Annotated in this window: 16 protein-coding genes; 8 read left to right on the top strand and 8 right to left on the bottom strand. The window is 74.3% G+C overall.

What is annotated here, in order from left to right; genetic code table 11:
- The first annotated feature begins 356 nt into the window (after window positions 1–356).
- The 3 genes from AB0D32_RS30240 to AB0D32_RS30230 all read left to right on the top strand — a co-directional run bounded on the left by AB0D32_RS30240 (window position 357) and on the right by AB0D32_RS30230 (window position 4,445).
- On the top strand, window positions 357–1,733 hold the full coding sequence (locus AB0D32_RS30240; RefSeq protein WP_357097508.1) for a serine hydrolase domain-containing protein: 1,377 nt from the start codon (window positions 357–359) through the stop codon (window positions 1,731–1,733).
- Window positions 1,734–1,993: 260 nt separating this feature from the next.
- Window positions 1,994–2,842, top strand: a complete 849-nt coding sequence (locus AB0D32_RS30235) for a DUF308 domain-containing protein (protein ID WP_357097506.1) — start codon at window positions 1,994–1,996, stop codon at window positions 2,840–2,842.
- 184 nt (window positions 2,843–3,026) lie between these two features.
- The gene (locus AB0D32_RS30230) at window positions 3,027–4,445 is read left to right on the top strand and encodes a trehalose-6-phosphate synthase (RefSeq protein WP_357097504.1); all 1,419 of its coding nucleotides are present in this window, start codon (window positions 3,027–3,029) and stop codon (window positions 4,443–4,445) included.
- Between the two features lie 12 nt (window positions 4,446–4,457).
- Here the strand turns inward: AB0D32_RS30230 and AB0D32_RS30225 are convergent, their stop codons facing one another.
- The 6 genes from AB0D32_RS30225 to AB0D32_RS30200 all read right to left on the bottom strand — a co-directional run bounded on the left by AB0D32_RS30225 (window position 4,458) and on the right by AB0D32_RS30200 (window position 9,825).
- Window positions 4,458–5,261 carry an alpha/beta fold hydrolase gene (locus AB0D32_RS30225; protein ID WP_357097502.1) on the bottom strand — a complete coding sequence of 268 codons (804 nt, stop codon included), beginning with the start codon at window positions 5,259–5,261 and terminating at the stop codon, window positions 4,458–4,460.
- 191 nt (window positions 5,262–5,452) lie between these two features.
- A complete protein-coding gene (locus tag AB0D32_RS30220; RefSeq protein ID WP_357097500.1) occupies window positions 5,453–6,862 on the bottom strand; it encodes an NAD(P)-binding domain-containing protein in 1,410 nt (469 codons plus the stop codon).
- A gap of 90 nt (window positions 6,863–6,952) precedes the next feature.
- Entirely contained in the window at window positions 6,953–7,660 is a 708-nt protein-coding gene (locus AB0D32_RS30215; RefSeq protein ID WP_357097498.1) for an endonuclease/exonuclease/phosphatase family protein, read from the bottom strand.
- 10 nt (window positions 7,661–7,670) lie between these two features.
- On the bottom strand, window positions 7,671–8,618 hold the full coding sequence (locus AB0D32_RS30210) for an ROK family glucokinase (RefSeq protein WP_357097496.1): 948 nt from the start codon (window positions 8,616–8,618) through the stop codon (window positions 7,671–7,673).
- A gap of 77 nt (window positions 8,619–8,695) precedes the next feature.
- Window positions 8,696–9,340: a hypothetical protein gene (locus AB0D32_RS30205; RefSeq protein WP_357097493.1), complete on the bottom strand. Its 645-nt coding sequence runs from the start codon at window positions 9,338–9,340 to the stop codon at window positions 8,696–8,698.
- 11 nt (window positions 9,341–9,351) lie between these two features.
- A complete protein-coding gene (locus AB0D32_RS30200; protein ID WP_357097491.1) occupies window positions 9,352–9,825 on the bottom strand; it encodes an SRPBCC family protein in 474 nt (157 codons plus the stop codon).
- Between the two features lie 193 nt (window positions 9,826–10,018).
- On the opposite strand from AB0D32_RS30200, the gene AB0D32_RS30195 reads away from it, so the two are divergent.
- The 5 genes from AB0D32_RS30195 to AB0D32_RS30175 all read left to right on the top strand — a co-directional run bounded on the left by AB0D32_RS30195 (window position 10,019) and on the right by AB0D32_RS30175 (window position 16,981).
- Complete coding sequence (locus AB0D32_RS30195; RefSeq protein ID WP_357097489.1) at window positions 10,019–11,821, top strand: long-chain fatty acid--CoA ligase; 1,803 nt, start codon at window positions 10,019–10,021, stop codon at window positions 11,819–11,821.
- A gap of 14 nt (window positions 11,822–11,835) precedes the next feature.
- Window positions 11,836–13,530 (top strand): GAF domain-containing sensor histidine kinase, encoded by a 1,695-nt coding sequence (locus AB0D32_RS30190; protein ID WP_357097487.1) that lies wholly within the window; start codon window positions 11,836–11,838, stop codon window positions 13,528–13,530.
- A gap of 7 nt (window positions 13,531–13,537) precedes the next feature.
- Window positions 13,538–14,206 (top strand): response regulator transcription factor, encoded by a 669-nt coding sequence (locus AB0D32_RS30185; protein ID WP_007072219.1) that lies wholly within the window; start codon window positions 13,538–13,540, stop codon window positions 14,204–14,206.
- 194 nt (window positions 14,207–14,400) lie between these two features.
- Complete coding sequence (locus AB0D32_RS30180) at window positions 14,401–15,210, top strand: SAM-dependent methyltransferase (RefSeq protein ID WP_357097485.1); 810 nt, start codon at window positions 14,401–14,403, stop codon at window positions 15,208–15,210.
- 115 nt (window positions 15,211–15,325) lie between these two features.
- Window positions 15,326–16,981: a bifunctional diguanylate cyclase/phosphodiesterase gene (locus AB0D32_RS30175; RefSeq protein ID WP_357097530.1), complete on the top strand. Its 1,656-nt coding sequence runs from the start codon at window positions 15,326–15,328 to the stop codon at window positions 16,979–16,981.
- Window positions 16,982–17,013: 32 nt separating this feature from the next.
- On the opposite strand, the gene AB0D32_RS30170 is transcribed toward AB0D32_RS30175, so the two are convergent.
- Together AB0D32_RS30170 and AB0D32_RS30165 are read right to left on the bottom strand one after the other, a co-directional pair.
- Complete coding sequence (locus AB0D32_RS30170) at window positions 17,014–18,138, bottom strand: glycosyltransferase family 4 protein (protein ID WP_357097483.1); 1,125 nt, start codon at window positions 18,136–18,138, stop codon at window positions 17,014–17,016.
- Window positions 18,135–19,394, bottom strand: coding sequence for a M48 family metallopeptidase (locus AB0D32_RS30165; RefSeq protein WP_357097481.1), 1,260 nt, complete (start codon window positions 19,392–19,394; stop codon window positions 18,135–18,137). The genes AB0D32_RS30170 and AB0D32_RS30165 overlap by 4 nt, the downstream gene beginning before the upstream one ends.
- Between the last annotated feature and the right edge of the window lie 202 nt (window positions 19,395–19,596).

Genomic DNA, 19,596 nt, shown 5'->3' with positions numbered 1-19,596 from the left:
CGCGAGCATTACAACCAGCGAGCCATTGCGGACACGTGCCGCCGAAGGGAACAGCTGCGCGAGCCGGGCAACTCCGGACCATTCCGACCAGCCGCCGCTACCGAGCGCCACCATCTGGTCGACGACGACCAACGCCGCATCGAGCCATGGGGTCGCCCACCTGCGCCGCGCGACGCCCACCGACAGGACGGACGAGCCGCTCCGGTGACGGCGCGTGACGCAGCGCCGGCCCGGGCGTGGGCACCGACCGGAACCGGATCGAGGCTTACCTATGAAATGAATCACATGTCGACCAACTCCCGGGCCGACCGGGGGGCGGCTGGATTCGGCGGGACGCACCTGCCATGATGCGCCGCATGTCACTGGAGCGTCGCACCGTGCTCGGTGCCGGCCTCGCGGCCGTCGCCGCGACCCTCACCGGCTGCCGCGAGGTGGGCCGGTCTGTCACCGCCGGGGCGACCGCCAGGCCCGTCGCGAGCGCCAGCCCGAGTGCGAGCGCCTCGGCCGCACCCAGCCGGTCCGCGGCAGCGCGGGTCGCCGTGGTCCCGGAGGCCACCGACCCCACCGGCGCGACGGTACGCGGCGGGGCGCAGGTGGCGGGCCGGCTGCCGCTGACCCTGAACCGCCACCTCGCGCCGACCAGCGCCAACCCGAAGCACCCGGCGTACGGGGGCGCGGTCGCCCTCTGCCAGGTGGGCGGCGTGACCGTGGCGAAGGCCGTCGTGGGCAAGGCGGTGCGCTACGACGCCGGCCCGGTGCTGCTGCCCGAGTCCAAGCAGGTCGGCATGCGGTACGACTCGATCTTCGATCTCGCTTCGATCACCAAGGTCTACACCGCGATCCTGGTGTTGCAGCAGGTCGACAAGGGGCGGATCGACCTGTCGACGCGGGTGGTCGACCACCTGCCCGGGTTCACCGGCGCCGGCAAGGACAAGGTCACCGTCGCCATGCTGCTGGCGCACACGAGCGGCCTGCCGGTCGGGGCCAAGGTCGCCGGCCTGCCCGACGACCCGGCCCGCCGCAAGGCGGTGCTGGCCACGCCACTGGTGAGCGGCGCGGTGCCGGGCACCGTGTACCGCTACTCCAGCGTCGGGCTGATGGTGCTCGCGTTCCTGGTCGAGAAGGTCACCGGCCAGCGCTTCGATCAGGCGCTCAGGACCGGGCTGACCGAGCCGCTCGGCCTCAGGGACACCGGCTTCAACCCGAAGACCTGGCTCAGCGCCGCCGACCAGGCCGCCCGGCTGGTCGCGACTGACGCACGGTCGTCGCGCGGACTGCTGCGTGGCGTCGTGCACGACGACGTCGCCAACCACATGGGGGGAATCGCCGGGCACGCCGGCATCTTCAGCACCGCCGCGGAGGTCGCGGTCGTCGGGCAACTGCTGCTCGGTGGCGGCGTTCACAACGGCACCCGGATCCTCTCGGAAGAGATCACCCGGCAGATGCTCACCAACGTGAACGCCGGCCTGCCCGCCGTCGACCCGGAGCGGCCCCACCGCACGTCCGCGCACGGCCTCGGCGTCGTGCTCGACCAGCCCTGGTTCATGGGCAAGCTCAGCAGCCCCCGCACCTTCGGGCACACCGGCTTCACCGGCACCTCCCTGGTGGTCGCCCCGGACCGCCGGATGGTCCTGGTCCTGTTGACCAACCGCGCCCACCCGAACTGGAGCTGGGCCAACCCGGACCCCGTCCGGGTCGACGTCGCCGACGTGGTCGCGAGGGTCCCGCGCTAGGAGGCGGCCGACCCTCACCCCGGCCCGGTAAGCCGGCGGCGCCTACGCCGGGGCTACGGGCTCTGTTGAAAAGGATTCAGCAAGAACGGACATAAATCCCCTGTCGCGACCTGCGGCAGGGGCTCTGACTTCGTACGCCGCGCCACAAGGCACTCCCGGAACCGGGTCCGGACGTGTCACGATTCAAGGCACGGCGCGTGGGTCGGCGCCGAGGGGGCTCAGGCGACCGCGCCGCGGGCGCGTGATGAGGAGGATGTCCGGTGTCAGCGGGTGGGGCCCGCCGGGGACGGCGGGACAACGGGCTCGACGCGAGCGAGTACGCCGTCGCCGGCGACGTGGATCCGCGCGTCGGCGAGCACCTGCTCGACGTCCTGGCCGCCGGCGGTATCGCCGCCTACCTCCAGCCCTCGGCCGACCTGAACCCGGTCACCCGCACCACCACCGTCCCGTCCCGCCCCGTCGACCGGCTCTACGTCGACCGGTCACACCTGCGGACCGCGCGGGACTACCTGACCCAGCTCGCCGACGAGACGGCCACCGAGCGCCCCCGCGACGACGAGCCGGACATCGAGGCCGAGTGGGCCCGCATCGTCGCCGGTTTCCACACCACCACCCCGCGGGGGGCGGACAACCCGTGGCCCGCCGCCGAGGACGTGGACGACACGCCCGGGCCGGCCGGCGGCCAGGTGACCCTCGGCACGCCCGACGAGCCCGCCGGGCCGACCGCCACCGACGTGCGCCGGCTGCCGTACGCGGCGGACGTCTCGGGCGTCTCCCTCTCCCGGGGGCGGGAGGACGAGCCGTCGCTGCTCGACGGGTTGGACACCTTCGGCGCGGACCTGCCCGACGACGAGGCGGAGGACGAGCGCTACACCCCGCCGCCGCCCCCGCCCCTGCCGCGTTTCTCGAAGTACACGGTGGTCGGCGTACTGGCCATGGTGGCCGGCTTCGTGCTCTTCCTGTTCCCCTCGATCTTCCCCGTGGCCGACCCCTCGGTGGTCAACCTGTTCGGCTTCACCGGCATCCTGGCCGGCTTCGTCGCGCTGATCTGGCGGCTGCGGCCCGGCGACGACGACGAGCGCGACCCGGACGACGGCGCGGTCGTCTGACCCGACGACCCGTCCGCCGGCTTTCGCCCGCCCGCATCCCGGGACGACGGGCGCCCCATGCCCGGGGCGCGACACTGGTGTAACTTACTGTCAGTAGGAATACCGCTCTCCGTCACATCCCTCACTGGCTGCCCGGTTGTTCCTCCGCTGCGGCGGTCACTCCCTGCTGATCGGAATGCCCGAGATGCGACAGAGTTCCCTCGTGGTGGTGGCCAACCGCCTGCCCATCGACGACAGCGTGGCCCCCGATGGCGCCTGCGAATGGCGCCGCAGTCCCGGCGGCCTGGTCAGCGCCCTGCACGCCCTGCTACGACACACCCCCGCGACGTGGGTCGGGTGGGCCGGCGGCACCGGTCCGGCGCCCGCGCTGCCCGACATCGACGGCGTCCGGATGCACACCATCGCGCTGACCGCCGACGACCTGCGCGACCACTACGAGGGCTTCGCCAACGCCACCCTCTGGCCGCTCTACCACGACTCCGTGGAGCAACCGGAATACCACCGGCGCTGGTGGGAGGCGTACCAGCGGGTCAACCAGCGGTTCGCCGAGTCCACGGCCGACGTGGCCGAGCCCGGCGCGGTGGTCTGGGTGCAGGACTACCACCTCCAACTGGTGCCCGGCCTGCTCCGGGCGCTGCGGCCGGACCTGCGGATCGGCTTCTTCCTGCACGTGCCGTTCCCGCCGCCCGAGCTGTTCATGCAGCTTCCCCGCCGGGCCGAACTGCTGCGCGGGATGCTCGGCGCCGACCTGATCGGCTTCCAGCGTTCCCAGGCCGCGCACAACTTCGCCCAGCTGGCGGCGAAGGTGCTGGACGTTCCCGCCACCGACCGGCGGATCGCCGTCGACGACCGGGTGGTGCGGATCGGCGCCTTCCCCGTCTCCATCGACACCGCGGAGATGGCCGCGCTCGCCACCCGGCCCGACGTGGCGCACCGGGCCGGCCGGCTGCGCCGCGACCTCGGCAGTCCCGATCAGGTGATCCTCAGCGTCGACCGGATGGACTACACCAAGGGCATCGAGCAGCGGCTCAAGGCGTACAGCGAACTGATCGCCGACGGGCACGTCAAGGTGCGCGACACCGTGCTCGTACAGGTGGCGGTGCCCAGCCGGGAACGGGTCGGGCAGTACCAGATCCTCCGCGAGCGGGTGGAACGCGAGGTCGGGCGGATCAACGGCGAGTTCGGCCGGGTCGGTGAGCCGGCGATCCACTACCTGACCCAGCCGTTCGACCGCGCCGAGCTGGCCGCGCTCTACCGGGTCGCCGACGTGATGGCGGTGACCCCGCTGCGCGACGGGATGAACCTCGTCGCGAAGGAGTACGTCGCCGCCCGGGTCGACGACACGGGCGCGCTGCTGCTCAGCGAGTTCGCCGGCGCCGCCGCCGAGCTGCCGCAGGCGTACCTGGTGAACCCGCACGACCTGGAGGGCCTCAAGCAGGGGCTCCTCTCGGCGCTGCGGGCGGGCCCCGACGACCTCGGCGGGCGGATGCGGGCCATGCGGGCGCACCTGCACCGGCACGACATCCGGGCGTGGGCCCGCTCCTACCTCTCCGCCCTCGACGAGAGCGGCTCGCTGCTGACCCGGATGAGTGCCGCCGGCTGACGCCGGCAGCGGTCAGGGGCGGCCGGTCGGCGCCGGGTGCTTCTCCAGCCAGTCCAGGATCGCGTCGACCGGCTCCTGCCACCGGGCGTCGAGCATCATGTCGTGCCCCATGCCGGGAAAGAGCAGCGGGGCCGAGCCGTACCGCCGGGCCGCCCGGGTCAGCGTCGTCGCCGGGACGACCCGGTCGTCGGGGCTGCCCAGCACCAGCACCGGAGGGTCGCCCACCGTCGGCTCCGCGGCCCGCCCGGTCAGCAGCTGCCACTGCGCCCGCCGGCCGGCCCGGCCCAGCCGGGCCACGTACCGCCTGGCCTCGGCCTCGGGCAGGTCCCGGCTGAACAGTTGCCGGCGGTGCAGCCGCAGCGGCCCACCGAACACCGCCGGCAGGGTGCCGACCGGGTTGCGGCGCAACGCCGCCCCGAACGTCGCCCAGCCGCCGAGCACCGGCGCGACGAGCACCGCGGCCCGGGCCGGGTAGCGGGCCAGCGCGTGGGCGACCACGAGGGCCCCGGCGCCGTGCCCCACCAGCACCGCCTGGCGCGGCAGGCCCGCCGCCACCTGGGTCACGTCGTGGGCGTACGCCCGTAGTGTCGCCTCCGGCGCCGGGCCGCTGCCGCCGTGCCCGCGCAGGCTCAACGCGTACGCCGGGAAGCCCCGGGACGCGGCGTGGCCGAGCCAGTGCTCGGCGAACGCCCAGGCGCCGTGGCCGAAGCCCGGTACGAAGAGCAGCGGCGGGCGTCCCTGCTCCACCTCGGGGGCCGCGCTGAGCACCTCACGCCGGACCGGGCGGACCGGGCGGGCCCACTCCCGTCCCCGCATGATCCGCACCTGACTCACTGTTCCGGCCTTTCGTTCGCGACTGCGGGGCTCCGCTGCGCTGCACTCCTCGCGCTCACCGGGCTGGCCTTTCGTTCGCGACTGCGGGGCTCCGCTGCGCTGCACTCCTCGCGTTCACCGGGCTGACCTTTCGTTCGCGACTGCGGGGCTCCGCTGCGCTGCACTCCTCGCGTTCACCGGGAGCCCTCCAGGTCGTGCAGCGCGCGCTGGACGGCGCGCAGGTAGTCGGCGTGGCCCACCTCGAACCAGTGCCGGCTGCTGTCCTTGACGGGCCCGGCGTACCGCTCCCCCGCCTTCGCCGACACCCGCGCGGCGAAGGCCGCCGCCCGGTCGGGACGGGTCACGCGCAGCCGCAGCAGCCGGGCGAAGAGCACCGTCTGCCAGTGCGACAGGGGGAAGACTCCCGAGTCCGGCTGCACCAGCCCGGCCACGGCCAGCGTGGGACGGCCGGGGACGAAGGCGTTCAGCCAGAGCTTCGGGCGGCCCTCCCCCGCGTCGTCGCCGAGCAGGCCGGCGTCGAGGAACTCGAAGCGCGGCAGGTAGCCGGTCGCGAAGACGACCACCTCCGGGTCGATCTCCCGGCCGTCGGAGAGCTCGACGGCGTACGGGTGGAAGCGCGCGACGTCCGGCGCCGGCGCGATCTGGCCGTGGCCCACGTAGTAGACGAGCTGGCTGTTGGCGATCGGGTGTGTCTCGTAGACGCGGTGGTCGGGCCGGGGCAGGCCGAACCGGGTCAGGTCGCCGACGGTCAGCCGCATCGTCCAGTGGTAGAGCCACTGCCGCACCCGCCGCGGCACGCGCAGCGCCAGCAGGGCGTCGTTGACCTGGTCGGCGGGACGGCCGAGGACGTACTTCGGGGCGTACCAGTAGCCCCGGCGGGTGGAGTGCCAGCAGCGCGACGCCTGCTGGGCGGCCTCGACGGCGATGTCGCAGCCGGTGTTGCCGGCGCCCACCACCAGCACCCGCTTGCCGCGCAGCTGCGCCGGGTCCTTGTAGGACGAGGCGTGCATGACCTCGCCCCGGAACTCCTCCAGCCCTTCGTAGCGGGGCAGCTTCGGCGACCAGTTGTGGCCGTTGGCGACCACCACGGCCGCGTAGCGGGAGGTGCGTTCCGGGCCGTAGCCGCCGGTGCTGCGGGTGGTGACGTCCCACCGGTCGTCCGCCACGGGCTCCACCCGGACGACCTCCGTGCCGAACCAGATGTGCCCGCGCAGGTCGAAGTGGTCGGCGTACCGCTCGAAGTACGACAGCAGCTGGCTGTGGTGCGGGTAGTCCGGCCAGTCGTCCGGCATCGGGAAGTCGGGGAACTGGGTGAACGGCCGCGACGAGATCAGGTGCGTGCTCGCGTACACCGGGCTGCGGTCGTGCCGCCAGTTCCAGGCGCCGCCGACGCCGGTCTCCCGCTCGTAGCAGTCGACGCCGAAGCCGTGCTCCCGGAGGTTCTTGATGGCCGTGAGACCACTGGCCCCGGCGCCGATGACGCAGACGGTGTCGCCCCGGTCGGAGACCGGCCGGCCATCGCGGGTCAGGGCGAGAGTGCTCGCCTCCGGGTCGGGCCGGCCGTGGTCGGTGGAGGTGGACACCGGAATCTCCTTTTGTGCGGCACGAGTGCCGGTCGCGCAGCATCCTCTCCACAATGGGGCGGGTTGTCCAGCCCCGGACGCGACGGGCGGTCAGTCGGCGGCGGGCAGCAGCAGGTCGACCAGGACCGGGAAATGGTCGCTGGCCCGGCGGGTCTGCGGGGTGTCCACCACGTCGTAGTCGACCACCGTGATCCGCGGGTCGACGAAGAGCGCGTCGATCCGCCGCCGGGGGTCCGCGCAGGAGTAGGTGAGCCGGTCGGCCCGGTCCATCGCCACGGCGGCGTCGGTCAGCCCGCGCGCCACGGTGGCCCAGGCCGCCCCGTCCGGCCCCTCGTTCAGGTCGGCGGCGGCGATCACCGGCGGGCCGGCCGCGTCCAGCTCGCGCTTGAACAGCGTGGCCTGGGCGGGCCGCTCGGCCGGGTCGGTGGAGAGGTGCGACCCGGCCAGGGTGAACCGCGCCGCGCCGGCGACCACGCACTCGGCGTACGCGGCGCCGCGCAGGTGCCGGCCGGGGGTGAGCGGGAAGCGCTGGCACCTCTCGGCCACCACCCGCACCCGCAGGCTGGTCAGCAGCAGGTTGCCCAGCGCGGGCAGCCCGCCGGCGGCCACCACCAGGCCGAACGACTCGGCCAGCGCAGCGGACTTCGGCCGCCACCGGAACCGGCGCGGCCCCTCCTGCACGACCACCACGTCCGGCCTGGCCTCGCGGACCACCGCCGCCAGCGCGGCCGTGTCGTCCCGCTGGCTGTGGATGTTGTACGACACGACGCGCAGGGGCACGCCAGGGCTCTGCGTCACTGCCGCCGCCTCAGATCCGGCGGGCCAGGTCGGCGGCGCCGATCACACCGGCGGTGTTGCCCAGTTCGGCCGGGCGGATCTCGGCGACCGGGAGGCGGCTGCGCTGGGCGAGGGCGTCGGCGAACGACCGGCGGGTCGGGCCGAGCAGCAGGTCACCGGCGTCGATCACCCCGCCGCCGACGACGAGCACCTGCGGGTCGAGGATCTGCGCCATGTCGGCGAGGCTGGTGCCGAGCCAGCGCCCGACCTGCGCGAACGCCTCGGTGGAGACCGGGTCGCCGGCCTGCGCGGCGGCCGTCACCATGGGACCGGTGACCGCCTCGGCCTCACCGCCGGCCAACTCGAGCAGGGCGACGGCGCGGTGCGGCTCCTGCCGGGCCGCGGCGCGGGCGAACCGCACCAGGGCGCTGCCGCTGGCGTACTGCTCGATGCAGCCGAGCCGGCCGCAGCCGCACTGGTGGCCGTCCGGCACGGTCAGCATGTGGCCCAGCTCGGCGGCGATGCCGTTGGCGCCACGCAGCAGCTCCCCGCCGAGGACGATGCCGCCGCCGACGCCGGTGCCGATGGTGAACATGACCATCGAGTCGTCGGCGTCGCGGGCCGCACCGTGGCGGAACTCCGCCCAGGCGGCCACGTTGCCGTCGTTCTCCACGATCACCGGCAGGTTGGTCGCGGCGCTCACGTAGTCGCGCAGCGGCTCGTCGCGCCAGGCGAGGTTCGGGGCGAACAGCACGGTCGAGCGGCCGGCGTCGATCCAGCCGGCCGCGCCGATGCCGACCGCCTCGACCGGGTGTGCGGCGGCCAGGTCGCTGACCAGTTCGATGATGACGTCCCGGGTCTTGGCGACGTCGTCGGCGGGGGTGTCCCGTCGGGCCTGCACGAGGACCGTGCCGGCGGCGTCCACGACACCACCGGCCACCTTCGTGCCACCGACGTCGACTCCGATGGTCAGCGTCACCGCTGCCACTCCCCTCTGCTGTGCTGCCCGCACCGGCGTCGGGCGGACGACCTGCGCGTGGTCGGGATGTGCGTTGGTCAGGCCCCGTCGCCTGGAGGTTGCTCGCCCGCGTCGGCGGGCACCCGGGATGCGGGGACCACGGGCCCGTCGGTCGACGTCCGGACGGTCACCGCGTCGGCCGGCCCGGCGACGTCGACGGGTGGCGCGGCTGCGGGGACGGCCTCGTCCTCCGCCCGCGTCGCCGCGGACCAGACGTCCCGCTCCGGTGCCGGCTGAGAATCATGCCCGCTACGGGTGGCCTCGCGCCACACGTGGTCGTCCTCGCCACCGGGGCTCGGCGTCGTCGCCGGTCCGTCGGGGGTGTCGGTGGCGGGCTCGGGCGGGGTGAAGGCGCGCAGCAGGCTGGCCACGCCGGCGGCCAGGTCGCCCGCGCCGGTGGCGAGGCGCTCGGCGAATTCGGGGCTCGGATCGCGCAGGGCCGCGATGCCCCGACAGAGCGGGCATACGCAGCATTCGGCCGTACCCGTGGCGAAACCGTGCGTCGACGGTCCGGTCGTTCCAGCCGGGCCGTCACTGTGACCGAGGACACTCGACACGATCCCACCGAGCGGACCCCACTGGCCGCTCTTCGCGCCGGCCGCGGCCAGCCGGGCGGCGGCCAGCGCCGTGGCGACCAGACGCTCCGCCTCTTCCCGGGCGGAACCCGGATCCGCTGCACCCATGGTCGGCTCCCCTAGCCTTCCGCCGGACGCGTCTGCGCCGCACCGGGTGCTTCTACCCGGAGCTTGAGCTGCTTCAACGCCGTATCCATGATCATTTTTTCGGCCTTGCGACGGAACATGCCGAGCATCCCGACGGAGAGCTCGACCTCCAGGGTGTAGGTCACCGTCGTACTGCCGTCCGGGTTGCCGACCAGGTCGTAGGAGCCACGCTGGAACTTCTGCATCTTCGAGGGCGCCACCAGGTGCCACTCGATCCGGGACAGGTCCTCGGCGTACTCGTAGGCCAGCACGTACTCGTCGGCCAGCACGGCGGCGTCGATGGTGAACCGGACCTGACTGGCGTAGCCGTCCTCGTACTCCTCGATCACCTCCACCCGCCGCATCGCCTCGGTCCACTCCGGGTAGCTCGGGAAGTCGCAGATGACCGCCGCCACCCGTTCCGGTGACGCGCCGATGATGATCGACTGGGTGGAGGTGTCCGCCATGCTGGGAGGCTACCCGGCAGCGGCGGCGCCCACGCCGCGCCGTCCCCGGCACGCCGGAGCGCGGCTCCCGACAGTGACCGGCGGACAGCCGGGCGACCTGCCTTTTCGCCCGGGGCACCGGGACGGGTAGGTTTCGACAGAGCCGACCCGTGATGGCGGCCCGCCCGGCCAGTGCGAGCACGAGGGAGTGCAGGTGCGCGAGTTCTCCGTCCCGCCGATCGTCACCATCGGCGACGCCGCCAACCTCACCGACCCGGTCTGGGACAACGCCGAGGTCGCGCCGGACGAGGTCCAGTTCGTCCGCCCCAGCGGCGCGGACGGCACGTGGGCCGACGTCACCTGCCGGCAGTTCCGTGACGAGGTCGTCGCGGCGGCCAGGGGCCTGGTCGCCGCCGGCGTCCAGCCCGGCGACCGGGTGGGCCTGATGAGCCGCACCCGCTACGAGTGGACCCTGCTGGACTACGCCATCTGGACGGCCGGCGCGGTCACCGTGCCGATCTACGAGACCTCCAGCGCCGAGCAGGCCGCCTGGATCCTGTCCGACTCCGGCGCGGTGGGCTGCGTGGTGGAGAGCACCGCGCACGCCACCCTGATCGCCGGTGTCCGGGACCGGCTGCCCGACCTGCGCCACGTCTGGCAGATCGACCTCGACGCCGTGTCCGAGCTGGTCCGCTCCGGCGCGTCGGTCGATTCGGCGGAGATCGACCGGCGGCGGGCCGCGATCCGCGCCGACGACCTCGCCACCATCATCTACACCAGCGGCACCACCGGCCGTCCCAAGGGCTGCATGCTGACCCACCGCAACATGTACGCCGACATCGCCAACGCGGTGCCGGTGCTGCCGAACCTGTTCGGGCCGGGCGCCTCGACCCTGCTCTTCCTCCCGCTCGCGCACGCCTTCGCGCGGCTGATCCAGATCGGCGTCGTGCAGGCGCGGGCCACCATGCGGCACTGCGCGGACACCAAGAACCTGGTCGGCGAGCTCCAGGACTTCCGGCCCACCTTCGTGCTCTCGGTCCCCCGGGTGTTCGAGAAGGTCTACAACGGCGCCAAGCAGAAGGCCGAGGCCGACGGCAAGGGCAGGATCTTCGCCCGGGCGGAGCAGGTCGCCATCGCGTACAGCGAGGCGCTGGAGACCTCCGGCGGCCCCGGCCTGGCACTGCGCGCCCAGCACGCGCTCTTCGACAAGCTGGTCTACCGCAAGCTGCGGGCGGCGCTCGGCGGCCGGTGCCGCGACGCCATCTCCGGCGGCGCCCCGCTCGGCGCCCGGCTGGGCCACTTCTTCCGCGGCATCGGCGTGACGGTCTGCGAGGGCTACGGCCTGACCGAGACCGCCCCCGCCGCCGCCGCGAACCTGCCCGACGCCACCCGGATCGGCTCGGTCGGCCGGCCGCTGCCGGGCGTCACCATCCGCATCGACGACGACGGCGAGATCCTGATCGCCGGCGATCTGGTCTTCCAGGGCTACTGGCGCAACGAGGCGGCGACCGCCGAGGCGCTCAGCGCCGACGGTTGGTTCCGCACCGGCGACCTGGGCCAGCTCGACAACGACGGCTTCCTGAGCATCACCGGCCGGAAGAAGGAAATCATCGTGACGGCCGCCGGCAAGAACGTCGCCCCGGCCGTGCTGGAGGACCAGGTCCGGGCCCACCCGCTGGTCAGCCAGTGCGTGGTGGTCGGCGACCGGGCGCCGTTCGTCGCCGCGCTGGTCACCGTCGACGAGGAGGCGCTGCCGCGCTGGCTCGCCTCGGCCGGCCTGCCGGAGGACACCCCCGTCGAGACGCTGCGCGACCACGACGGGCTGCGGGCCGAGATCCAGGGCGCCGTCGACGTCGCGAACCAGTCGGTCTCCAAGGCCGAGGCGATCAAGGTGTTCCGGATCCTGCCCCACGACTTCACCGAGGCGACCGGCGAGTTGACCCCGTCGCTGAAGGTCAAGCGGCAGGTGGTGCACAAGTCCTACGCGGCGGAAATCGCCGACATCTATCGGGGCTGACTACCATCCGTCACGTGCCCGCCTCGACGCCCTCCCGGCCCCAGCCGCATCCACTCGCCGCCATCGCGCGCGTGGTCATGCTGGCGCTCGTCGCCACCCTGACCCTGTTCGCCACGCGCGACCCCGGCCAGCTCTGGTGGATCGCGCTGCTGGCGGTCGCCGGGATGCCCGCCCTGCTGGCGCCCGAACACCGGCCGGTCGGCCCGCTCAGCCGGGTCGCCGAGGTGCTGGTGCTGGGGCTGGCCGCGAGCCAGGTGGCCGCCGTGGCCACCCTCGGCGGGGACGTCGGCGGGCTGGGCGCCTCGGCGGTGCTGCCCTACCTGGCGGTCCCGGTGACCGTCACCGCGTTGCGCCGCCGGTTCCGCGAGGGCGTCGCCCTGCTGGCGGTCGCCGCGGCCACCCTGCTGGTGGCCGGTGCGCTCACCGAGGTCGACGGCGGCCGGCAGCTCGCCGAGCCCGGCTACCTCGCGGTCTGCGCCCAGTGGCTGATCCTGGCCGGGCTCGGCCTCGCCGCCGCCAGCGGCCTGCACCGGGTGATGCAGGTCCGCAACGAGGGCAAGCCCCAGCCGTACGCCGAGGCGACCCGGCTGCTCACCCAGCTGCGCACGGTGGCCCGGCAGCTGCCCGGGGCCACCCTGGACCCGGGCGGCATCTCCGAGCACCTGTTGGAGGAGCTGCGCACGGTGGCCCGGGCGGACCGGGCGGCCGTGCTGTCGGCCAGCGGCGGCGGCCGGCTGGTGGTGCTCGCCCAGGTGGGCGTGGACCGGGTCGACTGGGAGACGACGCTGGACGCTGACTCGGCCATCGCCGACGCGTGGGCCAGCCAGCAGCCGCACACCGCAGCCCGGTCGCAGGCCCGCTCGCACCGCGGCGGCGACGTCTCCGCCCTGATCGTGCCGTTGGTGGCCGGGGTGCGTACGGTCGGCCTGGTGGTGCTGGAGGCGGACGCGACGCAGGCGTACCCGCCGCCGGTGGTGTCGCGGGTGACCGGGCTGACCCGGCCGGCCGCGCTGCGGCTGGAGGCGGCGCTCCTCTTCGACGAGGTCCGCTCGCTGGCCACCAACGAGGAACGGCAGCGGCTGGCCCGGGAGATCCACGACGGGGTCGCGCAGGAACTGGTGATGGTCGGCTACGGCATCGACAACGCCCTGGCGTACGTCGACGAGGACCCGCAGGAGACCGCCGAGGCGCTGCGCACGCTGCGCGGCGAGGTGACCCGGGTGATCACGGAGCTGCGGCTGAGCCTGTTCGAGCTGCGCAGCGAGGTGGACCGGCACGGCGGGCTGGCCGCCGCGATCGCCGAGTACGCCCGCACGGTCGGCGCCTCCGGCGGGCTACGGGTGCACCTGTCCCTGGACGAGTCCACCGCCCGGCTGCCCGCCGCCACCGAAGCCGAGTTGCTGCGCATCGCCCAGGAGGCGGTCACCAACGCGCGCAAGCACGCCGGTGCGGCCAATCTCTGGGTAACCTGCGAGGTCGATCCGCCGTACGCGCAGATCGAAGTGTCGGATGACGGTCAGGGCATCGCTGACCAGCGCTCCGACGGGCACTACGGCCTTGCGATCATGGCCGAGAGAGCGGAACGTATCCGGGGCCGGTTGGAGATCAGGCCGCGGCAACCGAGCGGCACGACCGTTGCGGTGGTGCTCGGTTCCTCGCCCCGGCGCGATAACGTGCGCAGTAGCGCAACGGCAGCAGAAGGGGAGTAACCCGAGGATGACCACAAGTCCGACACCGGCCACCCGTACCAAGGTCCTCCTTGTCGACGATCACGACCTGATCCGCAAGGGCTTGCGGCACGCGTTCGAGCGTGACCGGCAGTTCGAGGTCGTCGGGGAGGCCGCCACGGCGGCGGAGGGGGTACGCCAGGCCGGTGCGTTGCAGCCGGATGTGGTGATCATGGACCTGCGGCTGCCCGACGGCAGCGGTCTGGAGGCCACCCGGGCGTTGCGTAAGTCGAGCGCCTCGATGGGCATCGTCGTGCTCACCATGTACGCCGGCGACGACCAGCTCTTCGGTGCCCTGGAGGCCGGGGCCAGCGCCTTCGTGCCCAAGACCGCGCCGGCCGACGAGGTGGTCGCCGCCGCCCGGCACGCCGCCTCCTCCCCCAGTGCCTTCACGGCCGCCGACCTGGCCGAGGCGATGAAGCGCCGGCTGGCCCCGTCCGGGCCGCAGCTCTCCCCCCGCGAGGGTCAGGTGCTGCGGCTGCTCGCCGACGGGATGAGCGTGGCGGGCATCGCGAAGCAGCTCTTCGTCAGCGAGTCCACCGCCAAGACCCACATCTCGAAGCTCTACGAGAAGCTGGGCGCGGCCAACCGGGCCCAGGCGCTGATGACCGCGCTGCGGCTCGGCCTGCTCGAGGCTCCGGACGCTCCGAAGTTCTGACCCGCTCCCGGCCGAAAGCACGACGAGTACCACCGACGGGTCCGCGTCCGCCCACGGGCGGCGCGGGCCTGTCGTCGTCGCATCGAGCGGCGTCGTCAGCGGGTGGCACAGCGCGCTATGGTCTCCCCGACGGCCAGCCGGCAGAATACCGGCGCGGGCAACGTTGCCCGCACGTCGACAAGAGGGGCGGGCACATGCAGCGGCCGGACTGGGCACCCGACGAGATCGACATCGAGCGTCCCAGCGTGGCCCGCATGTACGACTACTACCTCGGCGGCTCGCACAACTTCGCGGTCGACCGGGCGGCGGCCCAGGCGATGGTGGCGGCGGTGCCGGAGGCCCCGCTGATGGCGCAGGCCAACCGGGCGTTCCTCCGCCGCGCGGTGCAGTTCCTCCTCGACGCCGGCATCCGGCAGTTCCTGGACGTCGGCTCGGGCATCCCCACCGTCGGCAACGTGCACGAGATCGCCCAGCGCGAGGCGCCCGACGCCCGCGTGGTCTACGTCGACGTCGACCCGGTGGCGGTGGCCCACAGCCGGGAGATCCTCGACGGCAACGACCGCGCCGCCGTGGTGCAGGAGGACCTGCGCAACCCCGAACGCATCATCGCCCACCCCGACGTCCGCCGGCTGCTGGACTTCGACCAGCCGATGGCCGTGATGATCGTGGCGGTGCTGCACTTCGTGCCGGACGACGACCGGCCGGCCGAGCTGCTGCGGACGCTGCGCGAGGCGCTGGCGCCGGGCAGCTACCTGGTGCTCTCGCAGACCAGCGGCGACGGCCGTGGCGACGACGAGCGAGCCGACGCCGAGCGGGTGTACCGGCGGACCGACAATCCGCTGTGGATCCGCAGCCACGGCGAGCTGACCGCCCTCTTCGACGGCTTCGAGCTGGTCGACCCCGGCGTGGTCTGGGTGCCGCAGTGGCGCCCGGAGTCCCCCGACAGCGCCGAGGACGCCGAGCGGTCGGCCTTCATCGGCGGCGTCGGGCGCCTCGGTGGGTAGGGCGCCCGGAGTGGCCACCGTCGCCCCGACCGGCACCACCGTGCGGCACCCGTCCCGCCCGGGGACCTTCGCCCGGGCGTGGGCCAAGGCCGTCTCCGGCACGAGCTACCTGCCGATGACCCAGGCCCAGCTCGAGGCGCTGCTGCAACGCCTCACCGAGCAGCTCGCGGCGGCTCTGCTGGCCGAGCCGATCGACCTGCGGGTCGGGCACCGCGTGGGCACGGAACTGGTGGCCGCGCACATCGCCTCGGCCGAGGCGCTGGGGCGTACGGTCGAGGTCGTCCAGCTCCGGCTGGCCCGCGACCTCGGGCTGGTCGAGGAGGAGGTCGAGGATCGGCTGGCCCGGCTGCTGGCCGCCGTGACCACCGGGTACGCCCGCGCGCTGCGGGACCGGACGCTGGACGAGCAGGAGTCGATCCGCCGGGCCGCGATGACCGCCCGGGCGGACGCGGAGCGGGCGCTGCGCGCCAGCGAGACGCGCTTCCGCCACCAGGCCACCCACGACCCGCTGACCGACCTGCCCAACCGCACCCTGTTGACGGAACGCCTCAGCGCGGCCATCGAGTCGACCGCCGGGGACGCGGCGCGCCTCTGCGTCTGCTTCCTGGACCTCGACCGGTTCAAGGTGGTCAACGACTCGCACGGGCACCAGGTCGGCGACGGGCTGCTGGTGGCCGTGGCGGACCGGCTGCGCCGGGCCCTCGACGGGCACCTGGTCGCCCGGCTCGGCGGGGACGAGTTCGTCGTCCTCGTCGAGGGCACCGCCGGCACCGACGACGCCGTCGCCGTGGCCGAGGCCGCGCTCGCGGCCGTACGCGAGCCGGTGCTGGTGGACGGGCACGAGCTGAGCGTCTCGGCGAGCATCGGCATCGTCGAGCGGGAGGTCGCCGGCACCTCCCCCGGTGACCTGATGCGGGCGGCCGACAGCACGCTGCACTGGGCCAAGGCCGCCGGTGGTGCCCGCTGGGCGCTCTACGACGCCGACCGGGACCGCCGGGACCTGGCCCGGTACGCGCTCTCCGCGGCCATCCCCGCCGCGCTGGAACGGGGCGAGTTCTACCTCGACTTCCAGCCGCTGACCTCGCTGCGCGACGGCCGGGTGCTCGGCATGGAGGCCCTGGTGCGCTGGCGGCACCCGGAGCTGGGCGTCCTGCGGCCCGACAGCTTCATCGGGCTCGCCGAGGAGACCGGGCTGATCGTGCCGCTGGGCGGGTGGGTGCTGGCCGAGGCGTGCCGGCAGGCCGAGAGCTGGGCCGCCGGCGACGGGTCGGCCCCGTTCGTCAGCGTCAACCTGGCCGTGCGGCAGGTACGCCGCGCCGGGCTCGTCCAGGAGGTGCGCGCGTTGCTGCGGCACACCGGGCTGTCGCCGGAGCGGCTCCAGTTGGAGATCACCGAGAGCACCATGATGAGCACGGCGGAGGAGCCGGTCCGGGCGCTGCAGGTCCTCGCCGACCTCGGCGTCCGGATCGCCATCGACGACTTCGGCACCGGCTACTCCAACCTGGCGTACCTGCGGGACCTTCCGGTGACCGAGCTGAAGGTGGCCGGGCAGTTCGTGGCCGGGCTGCGGGCACCGGAGGCCCGGGCCGACGAACGGATCCTCGCCTCGCTCGTCTCGCTGGCGCACGCCCTGGACCTCACCGTCACCGCCGAGGGCGTGGAGACCGCCGGGCAGGCGGAGCGGCTGCGGGCGATCGGCTGCGACGCCGGCCAGGGCTGGCACTTCGGCCGCCCGGATTCCGCCGAGCGCGTCCTGGCCCGCCTGCGCTGACCGCCGCCCGCGCCGACCGCGGCGGGACGCCGTCAGCCGGCGAGCAGGGCGGCCATCCGCTGAGCCTGCGCCTCCCAGCGCCACTCCCGTTCCACCCAGGCGCGACCGGCCGCGCCGAACTGGCGGGCCAGGTCCCGGTCGGCGAGCAGCGTGGCCACCCGGTCGGCGAGCTGGGCGACGTCCCGGCCACGGACCACGAACCCCGTCTCGCCCTCCCGGACGGCGTCCGGCGCGCCACCGGAGTCGCCGGCCACCACCGGCAGACCGGTCGCGGAGGCCTCCAGGTAGACGATCCCGAGCCCCTCGACGTCCAGGCCGCGGTTGCGGGTGCGGCAGGGCATGGCGTAGACGTCACCGGCGGCGTAGTGGGCCGGCAGGTCGGCCGACGGCACCGAGCCGGTGAAGACCACGTCCCGCTCGACACCCGCCTGGCGGGCCAGCTTCTCCAACGTGTCCCGGTAGGGCCCGCCCCCGACCACCAGGAGCGCGGCGTCGGGCACCCGGCGACGGATCTCGGGCATCGCCCGGATCAGCATGTCCTGCCCCTTGCGCGGCACCAGCCGGGACACGCAGACCACCACCGGCCGGTCGGCCAGCCCGAGCCGGAGCCGCACCGGTTCGCCGTCGACCGACGGGTGGTAGGCGTCCACGTCCACCCCGGGGGCCAGCCGGTGCAGCTCGGTCACCCCGTGCAGCGCCCGCTCCAGCCGCACCCGGGTGTACTCGCCCAGGTAGGTCGTCACGTCGACGCCCCGCCCGATCCGGCGCAACGCGGCCCGGGCGGCCGGTAGCGCGGCCCAGCCGACCTCGTGCCCGTGGGTCTGCGCCACCGCCCGGCGGATGCCCGTGCGGCGGCGCAGGCCCGCGGCGAGCAGCCCGAGGGGGGCCGCCGCGCCGAACCACACCGTGTCGCAGTCGTACGCCCGCGCCAGCCGCGCGGCCCGTCGGGCGACCCGCGGGGTGGGCAGCAGTACCCGGGTGCGGTCCCGGATGACCTCGAACGGCTGGTCGGCGTCGAACTTCTCCGCGCCCCGCCACGTCGAGGCGTAGACGACGACCGACCCGGCGGGCTGGCGCACCGCGAGGTTGTGCACGAAGGACTGGATCCCGCCGGGGCGGGGCGGGAAGTCGTTGGTGATCAGCAGCGTACGGCTCATCGGCCGGCCTCCCTGGCGTGGGCGCGGGCGGCGGCCATCCGCTCGACCGTGGACGGATGTGTGGCGGAGTAGAGGTACTCCCAGCGTGGTGGATCGGGGTCCGCGAGGTTGATGCCGGCGAGCCGCCGCTGCATCGCCTCGAACGCGGCCGGGTCGCCGGTCAGCGCGAGGGCGTGCGCGTCGGCGCGTGCCTCCACCCGCCGCGACATCAGCGCCTGCGCCGGCGCGGAGACCAGCCCGGCCACCGTCACCAGGGCGACCAGCAGGGGAAACGCGCGCGGCTGGGCGACCGACTCGACGCCGGCCAGCCGCAGCAGCGGGCCGGCGGAGCCGAGCAGGTAGAGCGCCACCACCGCGGCGGCGGCGCCCAGCGCCCCGGTCAGCGTGCCGACCGCCACGTCCCGGTCCTTGGCGTGCCCCAGCTCGTGCGCCACCACGGCGGTCACCTCGGCCGGCGTCGCCTCGCGCAGCAGGGTGTCGTAGACCACCACCCGCCGGGTCGGCCCGAGCCCCGAGACGTACGCGTTGACCGCCCGGGTGCGCCGCGACGCGTCGGCGACCAGCACGTCGCGCACCGGGACGCCGTCGCGGGCCGCCATCTCCGTCAGCTGGGTCCGCAGCGGGCCCTGCTCCATCGGGGTGAACCTGTTGAAGACCGGCTCCACGAGCACCGGCAGCACGAAGGAGAGCAGCACGACGAGGGTCGCCGCACCGGCCGCGCCGAACGCCCACCACCAGCGCGGCGACAGCCGGATGACGGTGTAGAAGCCGAGCAGCGCCACCGCGCCGATGACCGCGCTGACCGCGTACGACTTGAGCAGGTCGACGGCCCAGCCGCTCCAGCCGTTGGTGCTCAGCCCGTAGCGGGTGAGGACGGACTGTCGCCAGGCGGACAACGGGAGGGTCACCAGGTCGGCGACGAGCACCACGGCGAGCCCGCCGAGCACGGCCTGCGCGGCCCAGTGGCCGCCGAACGGGCGGCCGGCCAGCTCGACGAGCCGGCTGCCCAGCGGGGTCAGGCCGAGCAGCAGGGCCACCAGCAGGCCGATGGCGATCGCGGCCCAGCCGGCGGGGCGCAGCGCGGAACGGAACTCCCGGCTGTGGGCCACCTGGTCGGCGGGGAGGTCGCCCAGCGCGGCGAGCTGGTCGGCCCGGGGAGCCGGCGGCCGGTGCCACGGGATCAGCAGCGCCGCGGCGACGAGGAGGGCGAGGGTCAGCCCGGCGAGGGTGAGCAGCGCCCAGCCGCGCGGGGTCACCGCGGCCCTCCCGACGCCCCGCCGCCACGGGCTCGGTGCACCGCTCGGGGGCCGATGACGTCGCTGACGCTCCCCGCCGCGCGGGCTCGCCGGGGCTCCACGTCGCCGCCGATCGCGGCGGGACAGCCGCTGTCGCGCCGTACCCGCGTCATGCCGCCGCTCCCTCCGCCGTGGACCGCCCATCCTATTGCCCGCCCCGACG

The sequence above is a fragment of the Micromonospora sp. NPDC048170 genome (assembly GCF_040652795.1).
In the GTDB taxonomy this organism is placed as follows: Bacteria; Actinomycetota; Actinomycetes; order Mycobacteriales; family Micromonosporaceae; genus Micromonospora.
The sequence above is the reverse complement of the archived record's forward strand: the minus strand, read 5'-3'. Positions and strand labels throughout refer to the sequence as shown.

What these genes read in the sequence shown, in the direction of transcription:
- AB0D32_RS30240 (WP_357097508.1), top strand. Translation starts at nt 357, where the DNA reads ATGTCACTGGAGCGTCGCACCGTGCTCGGTGCCGGCCTCGCGGCCGTC.
- AB0D32_RS30230 (WP_357097504.1), top strand. Translation starts at nt 3,027, where the DNA reads ATGCGACAGAGTTCCCTCGTGGTGGTGGCCAACCGCCTGCCCATCGAC.
- AB0D32_RS30225 (WP_357097502.1), bottom strand. Translation starts at nt 5,261, where the DNA reads ATGCGGGGACGGGAGTGGGCCCGCCCGGTCCGCCCGGTCCGGCGTGAG.
- AB0D32_RS30205 (WP_357097493.1), bottom strand. Translation starts at nt 9,340, where the DNA reads ATGGGTGCAGCGGATCCGGGTTCCGCCCGGGAAGAGGCGGAGCGTCTG.
- AB0D32_RS30200 (WP_357097491.1), bottom strand. Translation starts at nt 9,825, where the DNA reads ATGGCGGACACCTCCACCCAGTCGATCATCATCGGCGCGTCACCGGAA.
- AB0D32_RS30185 (WP_007072219.1), top strand. Translation starts at nt 13,538, where the DNA reads ATGACCACAAGTCCGACACCGGCCACCCGTACCAAGGTCCTCCTTGTC.
- AB0D32_RS30180 (WP_357097485.1), top strand. Translation starts at nt 14,401, where the DNA reads ATGCAGCGGCCGGACTGGGCACCCGACGAGATCGACATCGAGCGTCCC.
- AB0D32_RS30175 (WP_357097530.1), top strand. Translation starts at nt 15,326, where the DNA reads ATGACCCAGGCCCAGCTCGAGGCGCTGCTGCAACGCCTCACCGAGCAG.
- AB0D32_RS30170 (WP_357097483.1), bottom strand. Translation starts at nt 18,138, where the DNA reads ATGAGCCGTACGCTGCTGATCACCAACGACTTCCCGCCCCGCCCCGGC.